This window comes from Streptomyces xingningensis, assembly GCF_054957865.1.
In genome coordinates, this window is sequence record NZ_JBDJPF010000015.1 from 85,095 (window position 1) to 106,910 (window position 21,816).

The following is a 21,816-nucleotide window of genomic DNA, read 5'->3' on the forward strand; positions in this document are numbered from 1 at the left end:
CCCAAGGAGCAACGGCCATGACAAGCAGCGCCATTGACCTCGCGAAGCGGTGGTCCACCCCCGCGCCGGACTTCAGCGGATCCCTGCTGGCGGACGCCGACGCCCTGATGACCTACACGGCGCAGGCCGAGAAGACGCTCGGGGCGCTGCCCGGCAAGCCGCAGCGCGACCCGGGCCGGCAGCGGCTCGCCGTCGAGGTGATGAACGACCGGCGGCGGGTGCAGAGCGCCTTCCTGCGGCTGCACGCCGAGCGCGTCTATCACGAACTGACCGGCGGGATGCGCGAGCAACGGAACCTGTCGGAGCTGGTGTTCGCGGCGGCCGACGCCTTCCCGGGGCTCGTCCCGACCCGGGAGCGGATGGCCGCGGAGCGCCGGCTCTGCCAGGCCGACAAGGAAGGATGGGAGATCGACCAGGGAGTGTTCTTCCACCAGGTGCTGCGCTCACCCCGGGCCGGCGGTCACCTCCTCCAGGCCATGCTCCGGCCGACCCGGCGCGCCAGGTCGCTCCTCGCCGAGTTCACCCGCACGGACAGCGTCCGGCTCGACACCGTCACCCTGGAGCGCACCGGCACCACGGCGTATCTGACGATGACCAACGGGCGCTTCCTCAACGCCGAGGACGACCAGCTCATCGACGACATGGAGGCGGCCGTCGACCTCGCGCTGCTCGACGACCGGGTCAGGGTCGGTGTGCTGCGCGGCGGCGAGATGACCCACCAGCGCTATCTGGGCCGCCGCGTCTTCAGCGCCGGCATCAACCTGGTCGACCTGCACGAGGGCCGCATCAGCTACGTCGACTTCCTGCTGCGCCGTGAACTCGGGTACGTCCACAAGCTGATACGCGGTATCCGGGTGGCCGACGCCTGGCCCCGGGAGCTGGTGGAGAAGCCATGGGTGGCGGCCGTCGACACGTTCGCCATCGGCGGCGGCATGCAATTGCTGTTCGCCGCCGACCACGTCATCGCCGCCGCCGACGCCTACTTCAGCCTCCCGGCCGCACAGGAGGGCATTGTGCCCGGAATGGCCAACCTCCGGCTGACCAGCCGCGCGGGCGGACGCCTCGCCCGCCAGGTCATCCTCTCCGGCCGCAAGCTGTGGGCGCACGAGCCGGCGGCCGCGGCCGTCTGCGACGAGGTGGTCGACCCCAAACTCCTGGACGCCGCCGTCGACGCGGCGGCGGCCAGGCTCACCAGCCCGGCCGTGGTCGCCAACCGGCACATGATCAACATCGCCGAGGAACCCCTCGATCACTTCCGTGCGTACGCGGCGGAGTTCGCCCTGGAACAGGCGCTGCGCCTCTACAGCGCCGACGTGATCGACAAGGTGGGCCGCTTCGGCGCCCGCACCGCGCGGGGCGGCGAGGAGGCGTCGGATTCATGAGGCCGGTCGACGCGATGCTCGCCGTCCTGCGTGACGAGGGCGTCACCACGGTCTTCGGCAACCCGGGGACCACCGAACTGCCCTTGGTCGAGGCGCTGGCCGGGGCCCCGGACTTCAGCTATGTCCTCGGGACGCAGGAGGGCTCCGTGGTCGCGATGGCCGACGGCTATGCGCGGGCCACCGGACGGACCGCCTTCGTCAGCCTGCATGCCGCGGCCGGGCTCGCCAACGGACTGGTCGGCCTGCTCAACGCCGGCCGCTCGCGCACCCCGCTGGTGGTCACCGCGGGACAGCAGGACCGCCGCCATCTCGCGCAGGACCCGATGCTCTCCGGCGACCTGGTGGGCCTCGCCCGGGCCGCCGTCAAGCAGACCTTCGACGTCCAGCACGCGCACGACCTCCCCGTCATGTTGCGGCGTGCCTTCGCGCTCGCCGAACAGCCGCCCGCCGGACCCGTGTTCCTCTCCCTCCCGATGGACCTGCTGGAGGAGGACACCCGGCTCGACCCGCCGTTCCCCAGAACGCGGATCGCGGGGCCGGGACCCGCCCCCGGCCGGCACGAAGCCGCCGAACTCCTCGCGCAGGCGCGCAACCCGGCGATCGTCGCGGGGGACGGCGTGGGGCGCGAGGGTGCCGTGGCCGAACTGGTCGCCGTCGCAGAGGCCCTGGGCGCCGTCACCTACCACCAACCCCTGTACGACGGGGTCGACTTCCCCACCACGCACCCCCTGTACGGAGGCATGCTGGAGCCGCGCCACTCGGCGATCCGCAGCAGCCTGACGGGCCACGACGTGGTGTTCATCGTGGGCACCCATGCCTTCATGGCCCACCACTACGAGCCCGGCTCACCGCTCCCCGACGGCACCGCCGTCGTTCAGCTCGACAGCGACCCGGCCGAGCCGGGCCGTAACTTTCCCGTCGCGCACGGCCTGGTGGGCGGCGTTCGGGCGACCCTCGCCGAACTGGCCACCGGGCTCGCGGGCCGGGTCCCCGGGGCGGCGGAGCGAATGCGGCGCACGGGCAGGGCAGCGGCCGCCGCCCGGGCCAGGGTGCGGGAGCGGGCGGTAGCCGCCTACGGCGACGCGCCGTTGGACCCCCTCGCCGCCGTGCACGCCGTGGCCGCGGGGCTGCCGGACGACGCCGTCGTGGTCGAGGAGGCGATCACCTGCGGGGTCCTGCTGCGCCAGGTGTTGCGGCTGGAGCGGCCCGGCTCCTATGTCCACACGGTCGGCGGTGGACTCGGCGCCGGTATCGGCGCGGCCGTCGGCACCCGGCTCGGCTCACCGGACCGCCCCGTGGTGGCGGTGCTGGGCGACGGATGTGCGCTGTTCGGGCTGCAGGGCCTGTGGAGCGCGGCGCACTACGGAGTGCCCGTCACCTTCGTCGTGATGAACAACGGGGAGTACCGCACGCTCAAGGACACCGTGGACCGGCGCGCCCGCACCCGGGCCGCCGTCCCCGCGCGCTATGTCGGCCTCGATCTCGTGCCGCCCGAACTGGACTTCACCCGTGCTGCGGCGTTCTTCGGGATCGAGGCGTTCCGGGTCGGGTCGGCGGAGAAGCTGGCCGCCTGCGTGGCGGCGGCGGCGAAGAGCCCGGGCCCGGTACTGATCGACGTTCCGCTCGCCCCGCGCACCGACTTACCAGAATTCCCGCCCGGTGGACAAGACTGTTAGCCTGACGATCAGCGTCGTCGCACGGCGTTTGCTCGTCCCGTATTCCATGGTGAGGCACCTCATGACCCAGCCGACGGAGCGGCGGCGCCGGAGTGGTCGGCCCCCCAAGATCACCCGTCGGCAGATCCTCGACGCGGCCCGCGAGATCATTGCCAAGGACGGCGTACAGGGTCTCACGATGCGCCGACTGGCCCAGACCGTCGGCACCACCGCGATGGCGATCTACTACCACGTGAAGAACAGGGAGGAGCTGATCCTCCTGCTGTTCGAGGAGTTCGCGAACTCGGTGGAGCGCCGCCCGCTGCCGGAGGAGCCGCGCGAACGGCTGCTGGCCTCGGCGCAGTTGATGCATGACGTGCTGGCCTCCTGCGCGTGGACCGTGGAGGTCCTCGCAGCGGGCGACCTCATCGGAGCCTCCGGCATGTGGATCGTGGAGGGCATTATCGACTCCGCCGTCCGCTGCGGTCTCGACCCCCACCAGGCCGTCCATGCCTACCGTGCCATCTGGTACTACACGGCGGGCGAGATCCTCATCCGGTCCGCCTCGGAGCGCCGCCGCACCGAGTCCGACCGGCCCCTCTACCGCGACCAGGTCTTCGCGAGCCTCGACGAGGAGGCGTCGCCCTGGCTCGCCGCGCTCTCCGGCCGCTGGGAGGAGCTGACTGCCCAGGACACCTTCCGGTACGGTCTCGAAGCCCTGGTCACTGGGCTGCTGTCCACCGGGTCCGGGGACTGATCGTGGCCGCCTGTTCTCGCGCGTAGCTGCGCAGGAGGCTGCTGAGGCGATAGCAGCCCAGGCCCGGCTGTTCCAGAAGGTGCGCGTGCGCCAGCGTCTTGAGCACCCGGGACGCCTTGTCCTGGCACAGCCCGCAGAGCCGCTGGGTCTCCTGCACCGTGATGTCCGACGCCGCACAGTGCCCCAGAAGCCGGAACACCCGCGCCGCTTCGGCGGGGAGCGTTCGGTAGGACGAGGAGAACACGGCGCGCAGCGAGGCCGTCGGGTCGCCCTCGACCGCGAGCGCGTCGAGCCGGGTGCGATCGTCACGCAGTCCTTCGAGGAGTTCCGAAATCCCCACCCCCTGGTTCTCGGTGAGGGGGTAGGCCGCTATGCGCAGTGCGAGCGGCAGATGGTCGCAGAGCCGGGCCAGTTCCCGTGCGCCCTCGAGGTCGCCCGCGACCCTGTCCTGACCGATCATCGAGGCGAGCATGCGCAGCGAATCCTCCATGCTGAACGGGGACAGCTGGATGCTGTAGGCGCCGTCGTACACGCTCAGCCCGGCAAGCCGGTTGCGGCTGGTGACCAGCACGAGGCAGGAATTCGTGCCCGGCAGCAGGTGCCGCAGACTCTCCACGTCCATGGTGTTGTCGAAGATGATGAGCATCCGCTTCCCGGACGACAGGCTCCGGTATATCGCCGCCCGGTCGTCGAGTTCGGCGGGAACGGAATCCGGCTCCACCCCGAGACTGCGCAGCATGAAGCCGAGTGCCTCGAACGGCGTGACCGGTTCCAGGGCCGTGCTGTAGGCGTGGAGATCGACGTAGAGCTGCCCGTCGGGGTACTCGTGCGCGACGCTGTGGGCGAACTGGACGGTGAGCGCTGTCTTTCCCGAACCGGCCGGCCCGTGAATGACGGCCAGCGAGGCGTATTCGTCCTCGCTGTGGTCTTCCGGTGGCCGGATGAGGAATTTCCGCATGGTGACGAGTTCGTCCGTCCGCGCGATGAAGCCGCGTGGCGCGCGCGGAAGTTGTGCGGGCACCGGCTGTCCCCGCTTGACGATGGCCGCCTTGCCGGCGACGGCCTTCGGCCGGGGTGTGAGGTTGAGGGCGCGGTCGTTCGCCAGGATGCTGTCGTTGAGCCGGCTCAGCTCCTGGCCGGGTTCTATGCCCAGCTCCCCGACCAGCAGAGTACGGGTCTCGCGGAATACCTTCAGCGCGTCGGCCTGCCGGCCGCAGCGGTAGAGGGCGAGCATGAGCAGCGCCCGCAGCTTCTCGCGCAGCGGGTATGCGGAGGCCAGGGCTGCCAGGTTGGACACGAGCGCGCCCTGGTGGCCCAGGGCGAGCATGGCCTCGGCCCGCAGCTCGCTGATGTGCAGCTTGATCTCGTTCAGCCGGGAGCGTTCCAGGTCGGCGAAGGGGCCCGGAGCGCCGGAGTAGGCGTCTCCGCGCCAGAGCGCGAGCGCCGAATCGTAAAGCCGGACGGCTTCTTCCAGGTCCCCGGCCGAATGACGCTCCCGCGCCTGCTCGCTGGTGCGGTGGAAGATTTCGGTGTCGAGTTCACCCGCGTTCAGTTGCAGCGTGTATCCGCCGCTCACCGACAGCAGAACGGAGCCGGTCTCCCTGTTGCGGAGTCCTGGTTCGAGCGCGCGTCGGAGTCCGGAGACATAGGTGTGCACACTGTTGGAGGCGCTGGGCGGGAGTTCGTCCCCCCAGACCGCGTCTATGAGCTCGTGATGCAGGACGATCCGGTTCATCCGGGTGGCCAGCACGCCGAATACAGCTCGCTGTTTCGGTGGACCGAGAGCGACCTCGACTTTGTTGCGCCAGGCCCGGATCGGGCCCAACAATTCCACGTGAATGGACTGCTGCGATTTCGGCGTCGATTGTTCACCGGATGTGTTGGAACCGGAGACGATACAGGATAATTTGAGAGAGAGCAGGTCGGTTTTCATAATCCTGAACCCCCGTTGTGAATCTTCGATAAGTTCATCGAGAAACTTCTCGTGGAATATTATACGTGTACATTGGGTGTCGTCAAGCGTCTTTCATGGTGGGATGGTGTCGGTGATTCATTGCGGACGGGTGTCGCGAAGATTGACCTCCGCCGCGCCGAGGCGTGTGCCGAATCCCGTCAATCACAGCCCTTCCGGCCCAGGTCAGCAGCGGTCTGGGCGCGGGGGCATGAGGGGTGTCGACCGCTCCTGCATCGTTCGTGCCGCCCGGCTCGGTGGCGGTACGGGGAGATGATAGGGGGTAATAGGGGGTAATGGACCAGGGGGTTTGGGGGTCCAAGATTCCCGATTGAACAAAACCGGAAGGTTTCCTACGGGTTCCCGGCAGGCAGGGGTCACTTCGGGAGGGTGTGTGCAGAATTCGGCCATCCGCTGCCGGGAGCCCTCAAGCGATCTACGGGTTATTTATTCATAGCGGAGTGGGCGGCAGGTGAGTTCCGGGGCGCGGTCTCCGGTTGCTTTCACGTCGTCCGACTTTCGTTAGCGCGGAGGAGAATCCATGTTGACGCCCGAAGAAGCGAGGCACCGGGAGACAAGGCTTGCCCAATTACGGGAGAACTGTCCCGCATGGCCCGAGAGCTTCGCCGCCCGCTACCGGGCCAAGGGGTACTGGCGGGGTGAGACGTTCGGCCGGATGCTCGCGGAGCGGGCGGCCGAGCATGGCGACCGTATCGCGGTGGTCGGCGCCGGCACGGAGCTGAGTTACCGGGAACTGGGCTCCAGGGCCCGCAGGATGGCGAACGGGCTCCACCGACACGGCATACGCCAGGGCGACCGCGTCGTGCTCCATCTCCCCAACATCCCGTCGTTCTTCGAGATTCTCTTCGGTCTGTTCGGACTCGGTGCGCTGCCGGTCTTCGCCCTGCCGGCGCACCGCCGCGCGGAGATCACCCACCTGCTGCGGGAGACCGAAGCCCGTGCCTATGTCACGGTGGACCGGAACGGAGGCTTCGACCACCGCGAGTTGGCCGCCGCCCTGGTGAACCAGGTGCCCGGCCTTGGTCAGGTGTTCGTCGACGGCGACCCGGGCCCGTTCCTCGCACTGGACACCTTGCGCGCCGCTCCCGAGGCGGACCTGCCCGACGCCGCACGGCCGCAGGACATCGCCTTCCTCCAGCTCTCCGGAGGAAGCACCGGGCTGCCGAAACTCATACCGCGCACCCACGACGACTACCTCTACAGCGTGCGTGCCAGCGCCGGGATCTGCCAACTGGACCGGAACAGCGTCTACCTCGCGGCACTGCCCGTCTCCCACAACTTCCCGCTCAGCTCGCCGGGGGTACTGGGCACCCTCTACGCCGGCGGCAAGGTGGTGCTGGCGCCGGATCCCGGTCCGGACACCGCCTTCGCCCTGATCGAGTCCGAGCGCGTCACCATCACCAGCGTGGTCCCCTCGCTGGCCAGGACCTGGGCGCAGGCCCCGGCACGCACCCGTCGCGACCTCTCCAGCCTGCGCACCTTCCAGGTCGGCGGCGCCGCCCTCGGCGTGGAGGCCGCCCAACAGGTGCAGCACGCGTTCGGCGGCACGTTGCAGCAGGTCTTCGGGATGGCGGAGGGACTGGTCAACTACACCAGGGCCGGGGACGGGGAAGAGCTGGTCCTGCGCACCCAGGGCAGGCCGATCTCCCCCGACGACGAACTGCGCATCGTCGACGACGAGGACCGACCGGTACCCGTCGGCACGGCCGGGCACCTCCTGACCCGTGGCCCCTACACCATCCGCGGCTACTACCGGGCGGCCCGGCACAATGCGACGGCCTTCACCGCCGACGGGTTCTACCGCACCGGTGACATCGTGCGGATGACGGAAGAGGGGTACCTCGTGGTCGTGGGCCGGGCCAAGGACCAGATCAACCGCGGTGGGGAGAAGATCGCCGCCGAGGAGGTCGAGGACCATCTGCTCGCCCACCCGCAGGTGCGCGACGTGGTCCTGGTGGGGGTCCCGGACGACTTTCTCGGCGAACGCTCCTGCGCCGTGATCATCCCGGTCGGGGACCCGCCGTCCGCTCGTCAGCTCGCCGCCTTTCTCCGGGAGCGAGGGCTGGCGAAATTCAAGATCCCCGACCGGGTGCGGTTCGTGGCCGAATTCCCGCACACTGCCGTGGGCAAGATCGGCAAGCGGAGCCTGCGCCGCCAACTCGCCGAGCAGTTGCGCAAGGGAACGGCTCTCCCCCATGAGAGCTGACCCGCCCGCCGGGCCGCGGGGTTCTGCAGGTCACGGACAGACAGCGTGCAGAGGGCCTGTAGTCGCCTGAAGCAGACTGAGTGACCGCCGCTGCTGTGACGGCGGCGGCCGATGGGTGCCCCGGCGCACCGGCCCGCGTCGAGGGAGCGAAACGGTCAGGTATGGGTAGCCACCAGGTAGCACTGTTCCTGTTCGACATCGGGTTCATCCTCGTGATCGCCCAGGGCCTCGGCCACCTGGCGACAAAGGTCCACCAGCCGCCCGTGGTCGGCGAGATCGTGGCCGGAGTGCTGCTCGGGCCGACGCTGTTCGGCGGCGCGCTGTCCGGCCGGCTCTTCACGGACGACATCCGGCCACTGCTGAGCGGCATCGCCGATGTGGGCGTGGCGCTGTTCATGTTCGGCGTGGGCCTGGAGATCGAGCGCCGCGCGCTCTCCGGCCGGGGACGGGTGCCCGCCGCGGCCGGCATCGGTTCGACGGCCATACCGTTTGTGTTGGGAACCGGGCTCGGGTACTTCCTGATGTTCCGTCATGAAGCGAAGAACACCGCCGCGTTCATCGTCTTCATCGGCCTGTCCGTGTCCGTGACGGCTTTCCCCGTGCTGGCCCGCATCCTCACCGACGGACGGCTTTCCTCGACCCCTCTCGGCAGCATCGCGTTGGCCACGGCCGCCGTGGTGGACGTCGTCGCCTGGACAGCGCTGGCGGGCGTGCAGGCCGCCGTCGGCGGGGGCGGCGGGCACTGGCACGTGGCGCTGATGGCCCCGTTCGTCCTCGTCATGCTGCTGGCCGTGCGGCCCGCGCTGCGCCGCTGGATGCTGAGGTCCCACGGCTCCGACGGCCGTGCCTCCCGGCGGGTGCCGATCGTGGTCCTCGTCGGCGCACTGCTGTGCGGGGCCGCGACGGAAGCGATGGACATGCACTACATCTTCGGCGCCTTCCTCTTCGGCCTGATCATGCCGAGGGAGGGCACGGAACGGCTGCGCGGCGACATCTCGGACCACATCGACCGGGTGACCTCGCTGCTGCTGCCCGTCTACTTCGTCGTGGCGGGCCTCAAGGTCGACCTCGGCGGCTTCGGCTGGGCCGAGTCGGCCGAGCTGGGCGGCATCCTGCTGGTCGCGGTGGCCGGCAAGTTCGGCGGCACGTTCCTGGGAGCCCGGACGGCCGGCCTGCCGCCCCGCCCGGCCGTGGCGCTCGCCGCGCTGATGAACACCCGCGGTCTCACCGAGCTGGTGATCCTCGGCGTCGGCCTCCAGGCCGGACTGCTCGACCGGAATCTGTACTCCCTCATGGTCGTCATGGCCCTGGTGACCACCGGGATGACGGGACCGCTACTGGCGCGGATCTACCGGAAACCGGTAGTGGTCCCCCGGAGCACCGTCGCCCGGGACCGCTCGGCAGCACCCCCTAGGACGGACCGCGGCCGCGCCCATGACGCGGGTCGGGCAGGTGGTGTGCCATAAAGGGTCTGCTGGTGATGAACTCCCGGAATTTCAGGGCCGCTTCGGACAGATAGGTGTCGCGGTTCCGCACCAGCGTGAGCACCCGGTGGCAGTCGGGCGCGGCCACCTGCACCCAGGCGACCGGGACGTGCGAATCCGTACCGACCTGGCGGGAGATCTCCGGGATGAGGCCGATGCCCAGGCCCGCGCTGATCAGGTCCTGGCTGGCGCCCGGTTCGTCGCCCTCGCAGGACAGCAGCGGGGTGAGCCGCTCGGACGCGAACAGCCGGTCGAGGAGGGCGCGCTGCCAGTGGCCCGGGCGGGTGGTGACGAAGGGCTCGTCGGCGAGTTCGGGGATCGTCACGCTCTCCCGCCCGTCGAACCGGTGCCCGCGCGGCACCGCGAGCAGCACCTCCTCGCGGGAGAGTTCGGTCGATTCGAGGTTCGCGCCGGTCAGCGGCTGCGAGGCCACACAGAAGTCGACCTCGCCGGCGCGCAGCCGGCGTTCCATCTCCGCCGCGTTCGACTGGAAGAGCCGCACATCGGCACGGGGATGGGCGGCCCGGAAGCTGCCCAGCAGGCGGGTGATCGTCAAGAGGGTCTCGGAGGCGACGCTGACCCGGCCGAGCCCCATGTCACAGGCCTCGCGAACGGCCCGGCGGCCGTCGTCGAGTTCACTCAGGGCGCGGTCGACGTGGCGCAGGAACATCGCGCCGTACTGGTTGAGCCGGATGCGGCGGCCCTGCCGGTCGAACAGCGGGGATCCGAGTTCGGCCTCCAGGCGCGCGATGGTGCGGCTGAGCGAGGGCTGGGCTATGCGCAGCTCCTCCGCGGCGCGGCTGATGTGCTCGTAACACGCGACGACCTGGAAGTAGCGCAACTGCAGAAGATCCACGATGTACCTTCACTCATGCCTTGTGAGGCATCTCCATATGGCAAAACCGGTCTTGGAATGCATAAGCGATTTTCCCTACGGTTTCCAGCGGAGTCACCGCACCGGTGATGGCGACGGCGCCCGGCACCTGCGCAGGCGAGCGGGGACCCCGCACCCGTCCGATGTCCGTCCCGAGCCCGCCCTCCGGCCAACCGGCCACCCTCACCCCCCGGAAGGTCGCACCATGAGCGCTGCGGATCTGGCCCGACTCCAGTTCGCGGCCACCACCGGCATCCACTGGCTGTTCGTGATCCTCACCATGGGGCTCGTCCCCATCGTAGCGATCATGCACACCCGGGCCGCCTACACCCGTGACCCGGCCAAGAGGGCCGTCCGGGAGCGTATGACCCGCTTCTGGGGTCAGCTCTATGTCATCAACTACGCGGTCGGCATTGTCACCGGCCTCGTCATGGAGTTCCAGTTCGGGCTCAGTTGGAGCGGTTTGAGCAAGTTCGCGGGCAATGTCTTCGGTGCCCCGCTGGCGCTCGAGACCCTTGTCGCCTTCTTCGCCGAGTCCACCTTCCTCGGCATGTGGATCTTCGGCTGGGGCCGGCTGCGCCGCGGTGTGCACACCACACTCATCTGGCTGGTCGCCCTGACCGCCTACGCCTCCGGGTACTGGATCCTGATCGCCAACGGCTTTATGCAGCACCCGGTCGGCTATGAAGTGCGCGACGGAGCCGCCTACCTGACCGACTTCGGGGCACTGCTCACCAACTCCAGCGCGCTGATCGCGTTCGCCCATGTCACGCTCGCCGCGCTGATGACGGGCGGCGTCTTCGTCGTCGGGATCAGCGCCTACCACTTCGTCCGGGGCACCAAGGAGACGGACCTGTTCCGCGGCTCCCTGCGCCTGGGGCTCCTGGTGGCCGTGCCCACCAGCTGGTTCGTCGCCACCGTCGGCGACCTGCAGCTCCCCGTGCTCCGCCGGACCCAGCCCATGAAGGCGGCCATCCTGGAGAACGGCAGCGTCGACGGACTGCAGGAGCGGTTCGTCAAGCAGTACGGGCCCGGCGACTACTCGCTCCCGGAAGGCTGGCTGCACGCCTCGATGAACATCATGACGGGCATCGGCTACACCGTCTCCTCCATCACCGTCATCGCCGCCATCCTGCTGTGGAAGGACCGGGTGGTGCGCTGGCGCCCCTTCGCCCGCCTGCTGATCGCGATGATCCCGTTCCCCTTCATCGCGTCCGCGGGCGGCTGGGTCGTCCGTGAGGTCGGGCGCCAGCCCTGGATCGTCTACGGGCAGTTGACGGTCGAGGACGCGCTCTCCCACGTCAGCAGAACCTCGCTGGCCGTGTCCTGTGCCACGTTCATCGCCGTCTTCGTCGCACTGGCGGTGACGAACTGGACCCTGATCACCCGCTTCGCCCGCCGTGGCCCGGGCGCCACCCAGCTCGGCGCCACCGAGCCACCGGCCGACGACCTGTCCGGGGGCGGCGTCGGCGAGAAAGAGCCGGTCCCGGCCTTCTGAGCCGCCGGAGACATCCCCACTGCTGCGAGGGAAAGTTGAGCGAGATGAGTCTGGAGACCCTCTGGTCGGCCCTGCTCGGCCTGCTTCTCGCCGGGTACTTCGTGCTCGGCGGCTACGACTACGGCGTGCAGATGCTGCACCCCTTCCTCGGCGGGCGAGGCGGCGAAGGCGGCCGGGGCGGGCAGGGCGGCCGAGCCGGTCAGGAGGCCGAGCGCACCGGCCGGAACGCCGCCCTCGACGCCATGGCGCCGTTCTTCCTGGGCAACGAGGTCTGGCTGGTCGCCTTTGCCGGCGTCCTGTTCGGGGCCTTCCCGCACCTGGAAGGCAGCCTGCTGTCCGGCCTGTACCCGCTGATCGTGGCGATCCTCGTCGGCCTGGTCCTCGGCAACGCCGCGGTCCAGCTGCGCCGCCGCGCCCACGGCGCCCGCGGCCGCCGGTGGTGGGACGCCCTGATCGTGTTCGGCGGCGCGCTGCCCGCCCTGTGCTGGGGACTCGTCGTGGGCCTGCTGCTCCACGGCGTGCCCCGCCGGGCCGACGGGACCTTCCACATCGGGTTCGGCGAGGTGCTCTCGCCGTTCGCGCTGGCCTGCGGGGTGACCACCGTGCTGCTCTTCGCGGCGCACGGGGCGGCCTTCGTCGCGCTGCGCTCGGCCCCCGAACTCGCCGCCAGGGCACGGAAGCTGGGCGCGACCCTGCTGTCCGGCGCGGGTGCCGCGACCGCCCTCGCACTGCTGCTGACGCTCTTCGGCGCGGGCGCCTCGATGACGAACCGGGTGACCGCGGCGGTCATCGCCGCCCTGTTCGCGGCGGCCCTCGCCGCTGCCCGGTGGTGCCTCTCCCACGGGCACCACGTCCGGGCCTTCGTGGCCACCTGTTGCGCGACGCTGCTGCCGGTGCTGCTGGTGGGGGCCGGTCACTACCCGTACCTCCTGGTCAGCTCGGCCGGGCACGGGCTGACCATCGACCAGACCGTCGCGGACAGCGCCACATTGAAGATCCTGAGCGGGTTCGGGGCGGTGCTGATCCCGGTGATCCTCGCGTATCAGACCTGGAGCTGGTGGGCCTTCCGGGGACGGACCGGCCGCCGTCACCCCAGCTACTTCTGAGCCGCGGAAGCGACAAGAGCGACAAGGGGGACACCGGGATGAAACCGGTCGAACGCCGCCTGATACGGGAACTCCCGGTGCTGCGGCACCATATGACGTACTCCACGGCGCTGGCACTGCTGGGCGCCGGGCTCGTCGCCGCCCAGGCCGGACTGCTGGCGGCGGTCCTCGCGGACGGCTTCGCCGGACACCGACCCCGGACCACGCCACTGGCCGCACTGGGCGCCGTCATGGCCCTGCGCGCGCTGCTGACCTGGGCCCGCGGGGTGCTCGCCCAGCGCGCCGCGGCCGAGGCCAAGCGCACGCTGCGGAACCGGATCACCGGCCGGCTGCGGCACACCGGCCCCCTGCGACTGGCGGCCCGCCGCCACGGCGAGACGGCCACGCTGCTCACCCGCGGCCTCGACGCCCTGGACCCGTATGTCGTCGGCTACCTGCCCACCATGACGGCCGCCGCGGTGGTACCCCTCGCCATCGTCGCCTGGCTGCTGTGGACCGACTGGCCCTCGGCGCTGGTCATCGCCGTGACGCTGCCGCTGATCCCCGTGTTCGGCGCGCTGGTCGGCAGGCACACCGCCCAACGCACCGCCCGGCAATGGCGGTTGCTGGCACGGCTGGGCGGCCACTTCCTGGACGTGGTGGCCGGACTGCCGACGCTGCGCGCGTTCGGCCGCGAGCGGCACCAGGCCCGGGTGGTGGGCGAGATGGCGGACGCCCACCGGCGGGCCACCATGCGGACGCTGCGGGTGGCGTTCCTCTCCTCCTTCGTCCTGGAGACGGTCGCCACCCTCTCCGTGGCGCTGGTGGCCGTCCCGGTCGGACTGCGGCTGCTCGGCGGCGAGATGGACCTGCGCACGGCCCTGACCGTCCTGTTCCTCGCCCCCGAGGCCTATCTGCCGCTGCGCGCCGCGGGCGCGGCCTTCCACGACAGCGCCGAGGGCATCGCGGTGGCCGAGCGGGCCTTCGCCGCCCTCGACGACGCGGACGCCCCCAGCACCGGCAAGGCCCCGGCCCCCGACGCCCGTACGGCACACCTGCACCTTGACGACGTCACGGTCCACTACCCGGACCGCCCCGCGCCCGCCCTGCGGAACGTCTCCCTCGCCATCCGCCCCGGCGAGCACGTGGCCCTGGTCGGCCCGAGCGGAGCGGGCAAGTCCACGCTGCTGTCGCTGCTCCTCGGCTTCGCGACCCCCGGGTCGGGCCGGGTCACGGTCGGCGGCACCGACCTCGCGGACCTCGACCCCGACGAGTGGCGCGCCCAGGTGGCGTGGGTACCACAACGCCCGCACCTGTTCGCGGAGTCCGTCGCGGACAACATCCGCCTCGGGCGCCCCGGCGCGAGCGATGCCGAGGTGCGGGAGGCGGCCCGCGCCGCCTCGGCCGACCTCTTCATCGAGGACCTGCCAAAGGCCTACGACACCGTGCTCGGCGAGCACGGCGCCGGGCTCTCCGCCGGTCAGCGCCAACGGATCGCCCTGGCCCGCGCGTTCCTCAAGGACGCCCCCGTGCTGCTCCTCGACGAGCCGACCGCCCACCTCGACCCCGAGAGCGAGGCCGCCGTCACGCGTGCCACGGTCGACCTGATGCGCGGCCGGACCGCGATCGTGGTCGCCCACCGCACCAGCCTGCTGCCCCACGCCGACCGGATCGTCACGGTACGAGCGGGCGGTCCCGCCCTCCCCGAACCGGCGCCCGTGGCACGGCTGGTGGCCTCATGACCGGGCAGAGAGGGCCCCGCCCCACCCTCCGCCTGCTGCGCCACCTCCTCCCGTACTGGCGCAGACTGCTGCCCGCCGCACTCGCCTCGGCCGGCAGCGACCTCGCCGCCGCCGCGCTGATGGCCACCGCCGCCTGGCTGATCACCCGCGCCGCGCAGCAGCCTCCACTCGCCTCGGTGAGCGTCGCGATCGTCGCCGTACGCGCCCTGGCCCTGGGCCGCGGAGCACTGCGCTATACCGACCGGCTCCTCGGCCACGACGGCGTATTGCGGGCCGTCGCGGGCTTCCGCACCCGGGTGTACGAGGCACTGGTGCCGCTCGCCCCGGCGGGCACCCCCGCCTTCCGCAGCGGCGACCTGCTGACCCGCCTCGTCGACGATGTCGACGCCGCCCAGGACCTGCTGCTGCGGGTCCTGATCCCGGCCGCGGCCGCCTGCGCGGTCACCGCGACCGCCATCGGAACGGCCACGGTGCTGCTGCCGCAGGCGGGCGTCCTGCTCGGGCTGCTGCTGGCCGTGGCAGGGCTCCTGGTGCCCGCCCTGGTGCTCGCCCGGTCCCGCCGCGCGGGCCGCGCGGAGAAGGCTGCGCGCGCCGAACTCGCCGCACTCACCGTGGACTTGACCCGGGGTGCGGCGGACCTCGCCGCATACGGCGCCCGGGGCCGTGCCCACCGGCGGGCCCGCCACGCCGCCGCCCGGATCGCCGCACTGGAGCGCCACCAGGCCCTGACCACCTCGCTCGCCTCGGCCGTGGTGCTGCTGCTCCAGGGCGCGGCGACGGTCGGCGTCACCTGGCTCGCGCTGCGCGCGCACGCGGCCGGCGCGCTGCCCGCCGTGCACCTCACCGTCCTCGCGGTCCTCGCACTGGTCTCCTTCGAGGCCCTGGCCCCACTGCCCGCCGCCGCCCGCCGCCTCGCCGAAGTCCGGGCCTCCGCACGCCGGTTGGCCGACCTCTTCGACACTCCGCCCCCCGTCACCGACCCGCCCGCCCCGGCCCCGCTGCCCACCGACGAGCCGCTCGGCGTGCACATCACCGACCTGCGGGTGCGCCACCGGCCCGACGGCCCCCCGGCCCTGGACGGGGTGAGCCTGCACCTGCCGCCCGGCCGCCGCACCGTACTCCTCGGCGCCAGCGGCTCCGGCAAGTCGACGCTCATCGCCGCCCTGATGCGGTTCGTCCCGTACGAAGCCGGAAGAATCCGCGTCGGCGGGCGCGAACTGCGTGAACTGTGTGAGTGCACAGCGGCCGACGCCCGCCGCGTGATCACCGGCATGACCCAGGACGCGCATGTCTTCCACACCACGATCCGCGCCAACCTGCTCCTGGCCGGCCCCGACGCCACGGACGCCGACCTGCGCGAAGCGGCCCGCCGGGCCCGGCTCCTGGACTGGATCGAGTCGCTGCCCGACCGCTGGGACACCCTGCTCGGCGGGGACGGCGCCACAATGTCGGGCGGCCAGCGCCAACGCCTGCTGCTGGCCCGCGCGCTGCTCGCCGACCCGCCCGTCCTCGTCCTGGACGAACCCACCGAGGGACTCGACCCGGACACCGCCGCCGCCGTGCTCGCCGACATCCTCGACGCCACCCGCGGCCGCACCACGCTCCTGGTCACCCACGAGCGGTCGGGCCTCGCCGCCGCCGACCACGTCGTGACCCTGGACCGCGGCCGGATCCGCCCCGTCACCCAGGACGGCCTTTCCCGTCTGTCGCCGCTGGGGACGCGCTCTGACGCCCCGATCTCTTACGCATAGTTGACAGGATGTGGACACCGGCCCAGGGCGTTCACCGAGACGGACCTCAGGGCACGGGCGGGTTCGCGCTCCTTCACACGGGGCCAGGCATATCTCGACGCGGTGACCGTCACCGAGTTCGGTGACGGATGGATCACGGCCACCGTCCAGGGGGCTGACCGTGCTCGCCCGCGCGGAGGATCTGCCCGAGCTGTGTGCCCGGGCCCGCACCCGCGCCCAGGGCCTGGACGCCTGGTTGACCGCCCTCACCAAGGACGAACTGCTGGCGCTCGTAAGGGAACAGCTCGCCGAGGACCATCAGCTGCGCCGCCGCCCGCCGCTCCCTGCTCACCTACCGGCAACTGCGCAGCGCGGCGCAGGCCGCCGCCTGCTGGCCGGCCGAGCGGGAGGGCGCCCTGGCTGATGCGGCTCCTGGACCAGCACGGTCTGTGAGCCGTGCGCCAAGTCGCTTGCTCCAGGCCCCTTGATGTACTGGTGGAGGTACCTAACCTTATGGCACTGAAGAAAACGACCGTGATGGTCGAGGAGGAAGACCTGAAGATCATCAAGGAGGCTGCCGCGCGCGAGGGTCGGCCGGAGTCCGAGTACTTCCGGGAGGCGTTCCATATCGCTGCGCTACGGGCTCGGCGCCGGCCCGGTGACTGGGACATTCCGGCGTTCGGCTTCGGTGGCCCGGTGAGCGATGACGATGTGCGGGCCGCGGTGGCGGAAGCTGCGCATCGTAAGTACGGCAGTTCCGGTAATGCCGCGTGATCGTCATTGGGGGCACGTCCGGACTGGTGGCTGCGTTCAACACCGACGAGCCGGAGCATGACGCCGCGCGCAGGGCGTTCGGCGAGGCATCCGCGACAGTGACCTCACCGCTGGTGTTCGGCGAGATCGAGCGCATCATCACCCGCAACATCGACCGCAAGACCGCGCATGCGGTACAGGACTGGCTGCTTGAGCAGGAGCGCACCATGCGCGTTCTGGTCAGTTGACTGCACCAACTGAGGCCACGGCTCGACTTGGTGGTGGTGTGTCAGGAACATCTGGGCATGTCGTTGTCGCATGAGTTCTCCCGTGTACATCGAGATCTGATGGACGGTCGTGTTCGGCTGTCGCGGATCGGGGCGGTTGCTGCTGGTACGTCGGTGTCGTTGCCGTGGCTGGTGGTGGATGGTGCGGGGCGCGAGGTCGAGCCGGTCAGCAGCTATCTGCGGGACCGTCTGCTGGGGGACGTGAGTCCGCTGACCTGCCGGAGTTACGCGTACGACCTGCTGCGCTGGTTCCGGGTGCTGTGGACCGTGGACGTCGGCTGGGAACAGGCCACCGAGGCGGAGGCGGCCGCGATGGTCGGCTGGCTGCGGTCGGCCCGCAATCCGCAGCGGCAGCGACGTCGTGGGGGCGGGTTCCCGGCCGGGTCGGTGAATCCCACGACTGGCAAGCGGGTCCTGGCGGCGGGGTATGCCCCGGCCACGATCGCCCACAGCTTGTCGGCGGTGCACGGCTTCTACGCCTTCCACCTGCACTTCGGGCGCGGGCCGGTCCTCAATCCGGTGCCGGAGAATCGGGCCCGCCGTGCCACGCTTGCCCACCGGTCGCCGTTGGAGATTCCCGGGCGGCACCGGCGGGGCCGTCTGCGTCCGAAGGTCCCGGTCCGTCAGCCGCGGGCGATTCCCGATGCCCAGTGGGAGGAGTTGTTCGCGCGGATGCGGTGCACCCGGGACCGGGCACTGTTGGCCTGCTACGTGTCCTCCGGGGCTCGGGCCACCGAGCTGTTGGGCGTCGGGCTCGCCGATGTCGACTGGCAGAAGGGCCGGTTGTGGGTCGTTTCCAAGGGGACCCGGGACGTCAGCCAGTGCCGGTTTCTCCGGAGGCGCTGGCCTACTTGGCGGCCTACCTTGACGATGCTGGCCTGCCTGACGACGGCGGGCCGGTCTGGCGTACTCGCCGTGGTGAGACGCGTCCATTGACCTACTGGGCGGCCCGGCGGATTCTCCAGCGGGCGGCCGAGCAGCTGGGCATGAACTGGACTCTCCATGATGCGAGGCACACGGCGGCGACCCGTTTTGCCCGGGATCCGGCGATGACTTTGGTGGAGGTGCAGACGATCCTTCGGCACGCGCATGTCACCACCACCGCGCTCTACACCGTGGTCGGCCTGGAGGACTTGGTCGACAAGTTGGCCGAGCACTACGGCCGCCCGGTCCAGCCAGCCGTGTGGTCGCAGCAGTACGACCCGCAGGACGTGGCGGTGGTGTTCGGTGCCCGGTAGTCAGGCCGGCAACAGCGCTCGGGTGAAGGGCCCGACCACTGGGCGGGTGCGCCGTCATTCGGTGGAGATCTACGAGCGGGACTTCAGCTTCAAGCCGACCGCGGTGGAGCCCGCGCCTCCGCCGCCGCCTGTCCATCCACCCAGGCCGCTGGGCGAGTTGTCGACTGCCGCCATCGAGTACGTCGCCGAACTGGCCGGGACGATACTCGGGACCGGCTCCGGTGTCGCGAAGTGGACGACGGAGATGCAACGGCTGCTGGAGCACCTGCAGGAGTTCCCCGGCGCCACGTGGCAGGAGCGGTGGGAGGCGGCTGGTCTCAACGAGCGGGGCCGGCAGGCCCAGCAGCTCTACCAGGGCCGCAGCAGGGCGATCAAGAGCACCATGAACACCTCCGCGGGCCATGCCTTTGCGATGCGCCTGATCCAGCCGTCGCTGCTGGCCTTTCGTTCCTATCGCTTCTCCCACTACCTGCGCTGGTTCCGCACCATCGCCAAGGACCCCGTGCTGGAGGAGTTCTGCGAGCGGACCCTGTCCCTGAACGTGAGCCGCCAGTCGATCCGGCGGGCCCAGTTCGACGTGATCGTCCCGTTGACCGTCTTCGGCATCGACATCGCCGACCTGACGCCGGAAGCCCTGCTCTTCTACGCGACGGAGTCCAGGAAGTACGGCGTCACGGCTGGCGAGGCGGGAGGGGACGGCTGCTTCGCCGCCACCCAGGCCTGGCCGATCCTTTCCGACATGGGGCTCTTCCCGGTCTCGGCCCCGCGCACGCTGCGGGCCGCCGTGGTCAAGGGCCAGCGTCCTGTCGCCGAGCTCGTCGACAAGCACAAGATCCGCAACCAGGGTGTTCGCGACCTGCTGATCCACTACATCAGCCGGCGCTCGGTCGAGGTCGACTACTCCACCCTCCAGTCCCTGGTCCTCAACCTTGCCGGGCTGTTCTGGAAGGTGATCGAGGACTTCAACCCGGACCAGGACGACCTGCGGTTGTCTCCTGAGGCGATCACCCACTGGAAGGAGAGCCTGCTCGTCCGGCCGGACGGTAAGCCGCGGCTGCACGTCGAGGGTCCCTTCCTGGCGGTCCGCGCCTTCTATCTGGACCTGCACACTTGGGCGGTAGCAGAGCCCGAACGCTGGGCCCAGTGGGTGGCGCCCTGCCCGATCCGCGATGAAGATCTGCGCTGGTTTCATGTCCGCCGGCGCCGTGTTCAGGAGCGGATGGCCAACCGCACGCGGGAACGCCAGCCGCTGCTGCCGATCCTGTCCGAGCACGTCACTGATCAGTGGCAGCGGCAACGCACGCTGCTGGAGAGCGCCCGTGCGGTCGGGCTCGGCGAGCACTTCACCGTCGACGGGATCGAGTGGCTGCGCGTCTCCGCGAAGGTCGATGCAGAGCGCCGGGATCCGACGACCGCACCGATCCGGGCGGTGAACCGGGTGACTGGGAAGTTGGTACAGCTCACGCACACCGAGAACCAGGCGTTCTGGCAGTGGGCGATCGTGGAGACGCTCCGGCTGGCTGGCCTGCGCGCCGAGGAGCTGACCGAGCTGACTCACCTGAGCGTGCGCAACTACCAGCGCCCGAGCGGTGAAGTGGTCGCCCTGCTCGTGATCACGCCGTCCAAGAGCGACCGGGAACGGGTGATCCCGATGTCCGCGGAGCTGTTCCACGTCATCGCCCAGATCATCCGCCGCCACATCAGCGCCCACGGCACTGTTCCGATCTGCGTCCGCTACGACCTGCACGAAAAGGTCTGGAGCGAGCCGCTGCCCTACCTGTTCCAGAACCTGCACGCCGGGGGACTGCGGGCGATGTCCACCACGACGATGTGGCGGATGATCCGCCGTGCCGCCGAGGGACTGATCGACACCGATCCGCGCTTCGCCGAGGTGAAGTTCGCTCCCCACGACTTCCGCCGCCTCTTCGCGACCGAGCTGGTCAACAGCGGCCTGCCCATCCACATCGGCGCCGCCCTGCTCGGCCATCTGAACATCCAGACCACTCGCGGCTACGTCGCGGTCTTCGACGACGACGTCGTACGCCACTACCAGCAGTTCCTCGACCGCCGACGCACTCAGCGACCCGAGAGCGAGTACCGCGAGCCGACCAAGACGGAATGGTCGGAGTTCAACGAACACTTCGACAAGCGCCGCGTCGAACTCGGCTCCTGCGGACGCCCCTACGGAACCCCCTGCCAGCACGAACACGCCTGCATCCGCTGCCCGATGCTGAGCATCAACCCCAAGATGCTGCCCCGCCTGGACGAACTGGAGGAGGACCTCCTTGCCCGCCGCGAACGCGCCGTCGCCGAGGGCTGGCGAGGAGAGATCGACGGCCTCGACCTCACCCTCATCTTCCTGAGACGCAAGCGAGAACAGGCCAGGCGGTTCGAGCGAACAGGCCCGGTTCCTCTCGGACTTCCCACGGTCCCTCACCAGAACCCCCAGCTCGCAGGAGGGTGATCAGGAGAGCGGAGGCGAGAAGAGCGGTCTGATGCAGGGCTTGATCGGTCAAGTACATGCCCGTTCATCCCCGCGGCCTTCAGCTCCGCGAAGCCCTTCGATCCGATGTGCTCCAGCAGCCAACGCACCGGCCACCGGCGATCGAAGAACGCGTGCGTCACCGCCGAGACCACGAGCCCCGCCGCCAGGCCGGTCCACGGGCCTGGGGAACATCGGTACAGCGGTTGGCGCTGAGAACGATCATGGTTCCTGAGCGGCGGTCTCCGAGTTCGGGTGAGGCTGGGTCTGGAGTCGCTGGCGGAGGTCGGCTTCCTCCGGCGTGAGCGGATCGCCCGGGCGTCGGATACGGACCCGGCGGGGACGCGGGATGTCGTCGACATCCTGGAGGTCGGCGAAGTCGGCGTGCGCCGCCTCGACGGCCTCGCGGTACGCCTCCTTCTTCTCGTGCTCGGCGAGTGCGCGGTAGATGCTTGCGACGCTGAGGGCCTGGCCCTTGCGTTTGCTGGTGGGGATGATCAAGTCGGGCTGGATCTGCTCGACCGACTCGTCCTTCGCCCGGCGCCGGAGCACGGTGTGCAGCATGTCCTCGGTGATGACGGGCGGTCGGCCGCCGTGCTTGCCCTTGCGGGCCGCCGCGTCGAGTCCTTCGAGGGTCGACTCCCGGATGTTCTCCCGCTCGGTCTCCGCCA

The 21,816-nt window shown here is 70.4% G+C and carries 16 protein-coding genes and 2 pseudogenes; 15 read left to right on the top strand and 3 right to left on the bottom strand.

What is annotated here, in order from left to right; genetic code table 11:
• The first annotated feature begins 17 nt into the window (after nucleotides 1–17).
• From dpgC to ABCR83_RS10840, 3 genes are all read left to right on the top strand, one after another.
• Entirely contained in the window at nucleotides 18–1,382 is a 1,365-nt protein-coding gene (gene dpgC, locus ABCR83_RS10830) for a (3,5-dihydroxyphenyl)acetyl-CoA 1,2-dioxygenase DpgC (RefSeq protein ID WP_462694680.1), read from the top strand.
• Nucleotides 1,379–3,058, top strand: coding sequence for a thiamine pyrophosphate-binding protein (locus ABCR83_RS10835; RefSeq protein WP_462694681.1), 1,680 nt, complete (start codon nucleotides 1,379–1,381; stop codon nucleotides 3,056–3,058). The genes dpgC and ABCR83_RS10835 overlap by 4 nt, the downstream gene beginning before the upstream one ends.
• 61 nt (nucleotides 3,059–3,119) lie before the next feature.
• Nucleotides 3,120–3,794: a TetR/AcrR family transcriptional regulator gene (locus ABCR83_RS10840; protein ID WP_462694682.1), complete on the top strand. Its 675-nt coding sequence runs from the start codon at nucleotides 3,120–3,122 to the stop codon at nucleotides 3,792–3,794.
• Here the strand turns inward: ABCR83_RS10840 and ABCR83_RS10845 are convergent.
• Nucleotides 3,760–5,628, bottom strand: coding sequence for an AfsR/SARP family transcriptional regulator (locus ABCR83_RS10845; protein WP_462694683.1), 1,869 nt, complete (start codon nucleotides 5,626–5,628; stop codon nucleotides 3,760–3,762). The two genes, ABCR83_RS10840 and ABCR83_RS10845, sit on opposite strands and share 35 nt — an antisense overlap.
• Nucleotides 5,629–6,286: 658 nt before the next feature.
• Between ABCR83_RS10845 and ABCR83_RS10850 the strand changes: the two genes are divergently transcribed.
• Nucleotides 6,287–7,972 (top strand): (2,3-dihydroxybenzoyl)adenylate synthase, encoded by a 1,686-nt coding sequence (locus ABCR83_RS10850; protein ID WP_462694684.1) that lies wholly within the window; start codon nucleotides 6,287–6,289, stop codon nucleotides 7,970–7,972.
• Nucleotides 7,973–8,133: 161 nt separating this feature from the next.
• Nucleotides 8,134–9,438: a cation:proton antiporter gene (locus ABCR83_RS10855; protein WP_462694685.1), complete on the top strand. Its 1,305-nt coding sequence runs from the start codon at nucleotides 8,134–8,136 to the stop codon at nucleotides 9,436–9,438.
• Here ABCR83_RS10855 and ABCR83_RS10860 read toward each other — a convergent pair.
• Complete coding sequence (locus ABCR83_RS10860; protein ID WP_462694686.1) at nucleotides 9,383–10,312, bottom strand: LysR family transcriptional regulator; 930 nt, start codon at nucleotides 10,310–10,312, stop codon at nucleotides 9,383–9,385. The genes ABCR83_RS10855 and ABCR83_RS10860 overlap by 56 nt on opposite strands.
• Nucleotides 10,313–10,535: 223 nt before the next feature.
• Here ABCR83_RS10860 and ABCR83_RS10865 point away from each other — a divergent pair, with 223 nt between their 5' ends.
• The 10 genes and pseudogenes from ABCR83_RS10865 to ABCR83_RS10910 all read left to right on the top strand — a co-directional run bounded on the left by ABCR83_RS10865 (nucleotide 10,536) and on the right by ABCR83_RS10910 (nucleotide 21,127).
• A complete protein-coding gene (locus tag ABCR83_RS10865; RefSeq protein ID WP_462694687.1) occupies nucleotides 10,536–11,828 on the top strand; it encodes a cytochrome ubiquinol oxidase subunit I in 1,293 nt (430 codons plus the stop codon).
• A gap of 44 nt (nucleotides 11,829–11,872) precedes the next feature.
• On the top strand, nucleotides 11,873–12,934 hold the full coding sequence (locus ABCR83_RS10870) for a cytochrome d ubiquinol oxidase subunit II (RefSeq protein ID WP_462694688.1): 1,062 nt from the start codon (nucleotides 11,873–11,875) through the stop codon (nucleotides 12,932–12,934).
• 38 nt (nucleotides 12,935–12,972) lie between these two features.
• Nucleotides 12,973–14,655, top strand: coding sequence for a thiol reductant ABC exporter subunit CydD (cydD, locus tag ABCR83_RS10875; RefSeq protein ID WP_462694689.1), 1,683 nt, complete (start codon nucleotides 12,973–12,975; stop codon nucleotides 14,653–14,655).
• Entirely contained in the window at nucleotides 14,652–16,406 is a 1,755-nt protein-coding gene (gene cydC / locus ABCR83_RS10880) for a thiol reductant ABC exporter subunit CydC (RefSeq protein WP_462694690.1), read from the top strand. The genes cydD and cydC overlap by 4 nt, the downstream gene beginning before the upstream one ends.
• A pseudogene (locus ABCR83_RS10885) lies at nucleotides 16,407–16,734 on the top strand (SWIM zinc finger family protein); the annotation flags it as partial.
• A gap of 188 nt (nucleotides 16,735–16,922) precedes the next feature.
• On the top strand, nucleotides 16,923–17,159 hold the full coding sequence (locus ABCR83_RS10890) for a CopG family transcriptional regulator (RefSeq protein WP_462694699.1): 237 nt from the start codon (nucleotides 16,923–16,925) through the stop codon (nucleotides 17,157–17,159).
• Nucleotides 17,156–17,386 (top strand): PIN domain-containing protein, encoded by a 231-nt coding sequence (locus ABCR83_RS10895; protein ID WP_462694691.1) that lies wholly within the window; start codon nucleotides 17,156–17,158, stop codon nucleotides 17,384–17,386. Before ABCR83_RS10890 ends, ABCR83_RS10895 begins: the two co-directional genes overlap by 4 nt.
• Nucleotides 17,387–17,485: 99 nt before the next feature.
• Complete coding sequence (locus ABCR83_RS10900; RefSeq protein ID WP_462694692.1) at nucleotides 17,486–18,361, top strand: hypothetical protein; 876 nt, start codon at nucleotides 17,486–17,488, stop codon at nucleotides 18,359–18,361.
• On the top strand, nucleotides 18,247–18,663 hold the full coding sequence (locus ABCR83_RS10905) for a tyrosine-type recombinase/integrase (RefSeq protein ID WP_462694693.1): 417 nt from the start codon (nucleotides 18,247–18,249) through the stop codon (nucleotides 18,661–18,663). Before ABCR83_RS10900 ends, ABCR83_RS10905 begins: the two co-directional genes overlap by 115 nt.
• Nucleotides 18,664–18,709: 46 nt before the next feature.
• Complete coding sequence (locus ABCR83_RS10910) at nucleotides 18,710–21,127, top strand: tyrosine-type recombinase/integrase (RefSeq protein WP_462694694.1); 2,418 nt, start codon at nucleotides 18,710–18,712, stop codon at nucleotides 21,125–21,127.
• A gap of 240 nt (nucleotides 21,128–21,367) precedes the next feature.
• Here ABCR83_RS10910 and ABCR83_RS10915 read toward each other — a convergent pair.
• Nucleotides 21,368–21,816, bottom strand: a pseudogene (locus ABCR83_RS10915) (recombinase family protein); the annotation flags it as partial.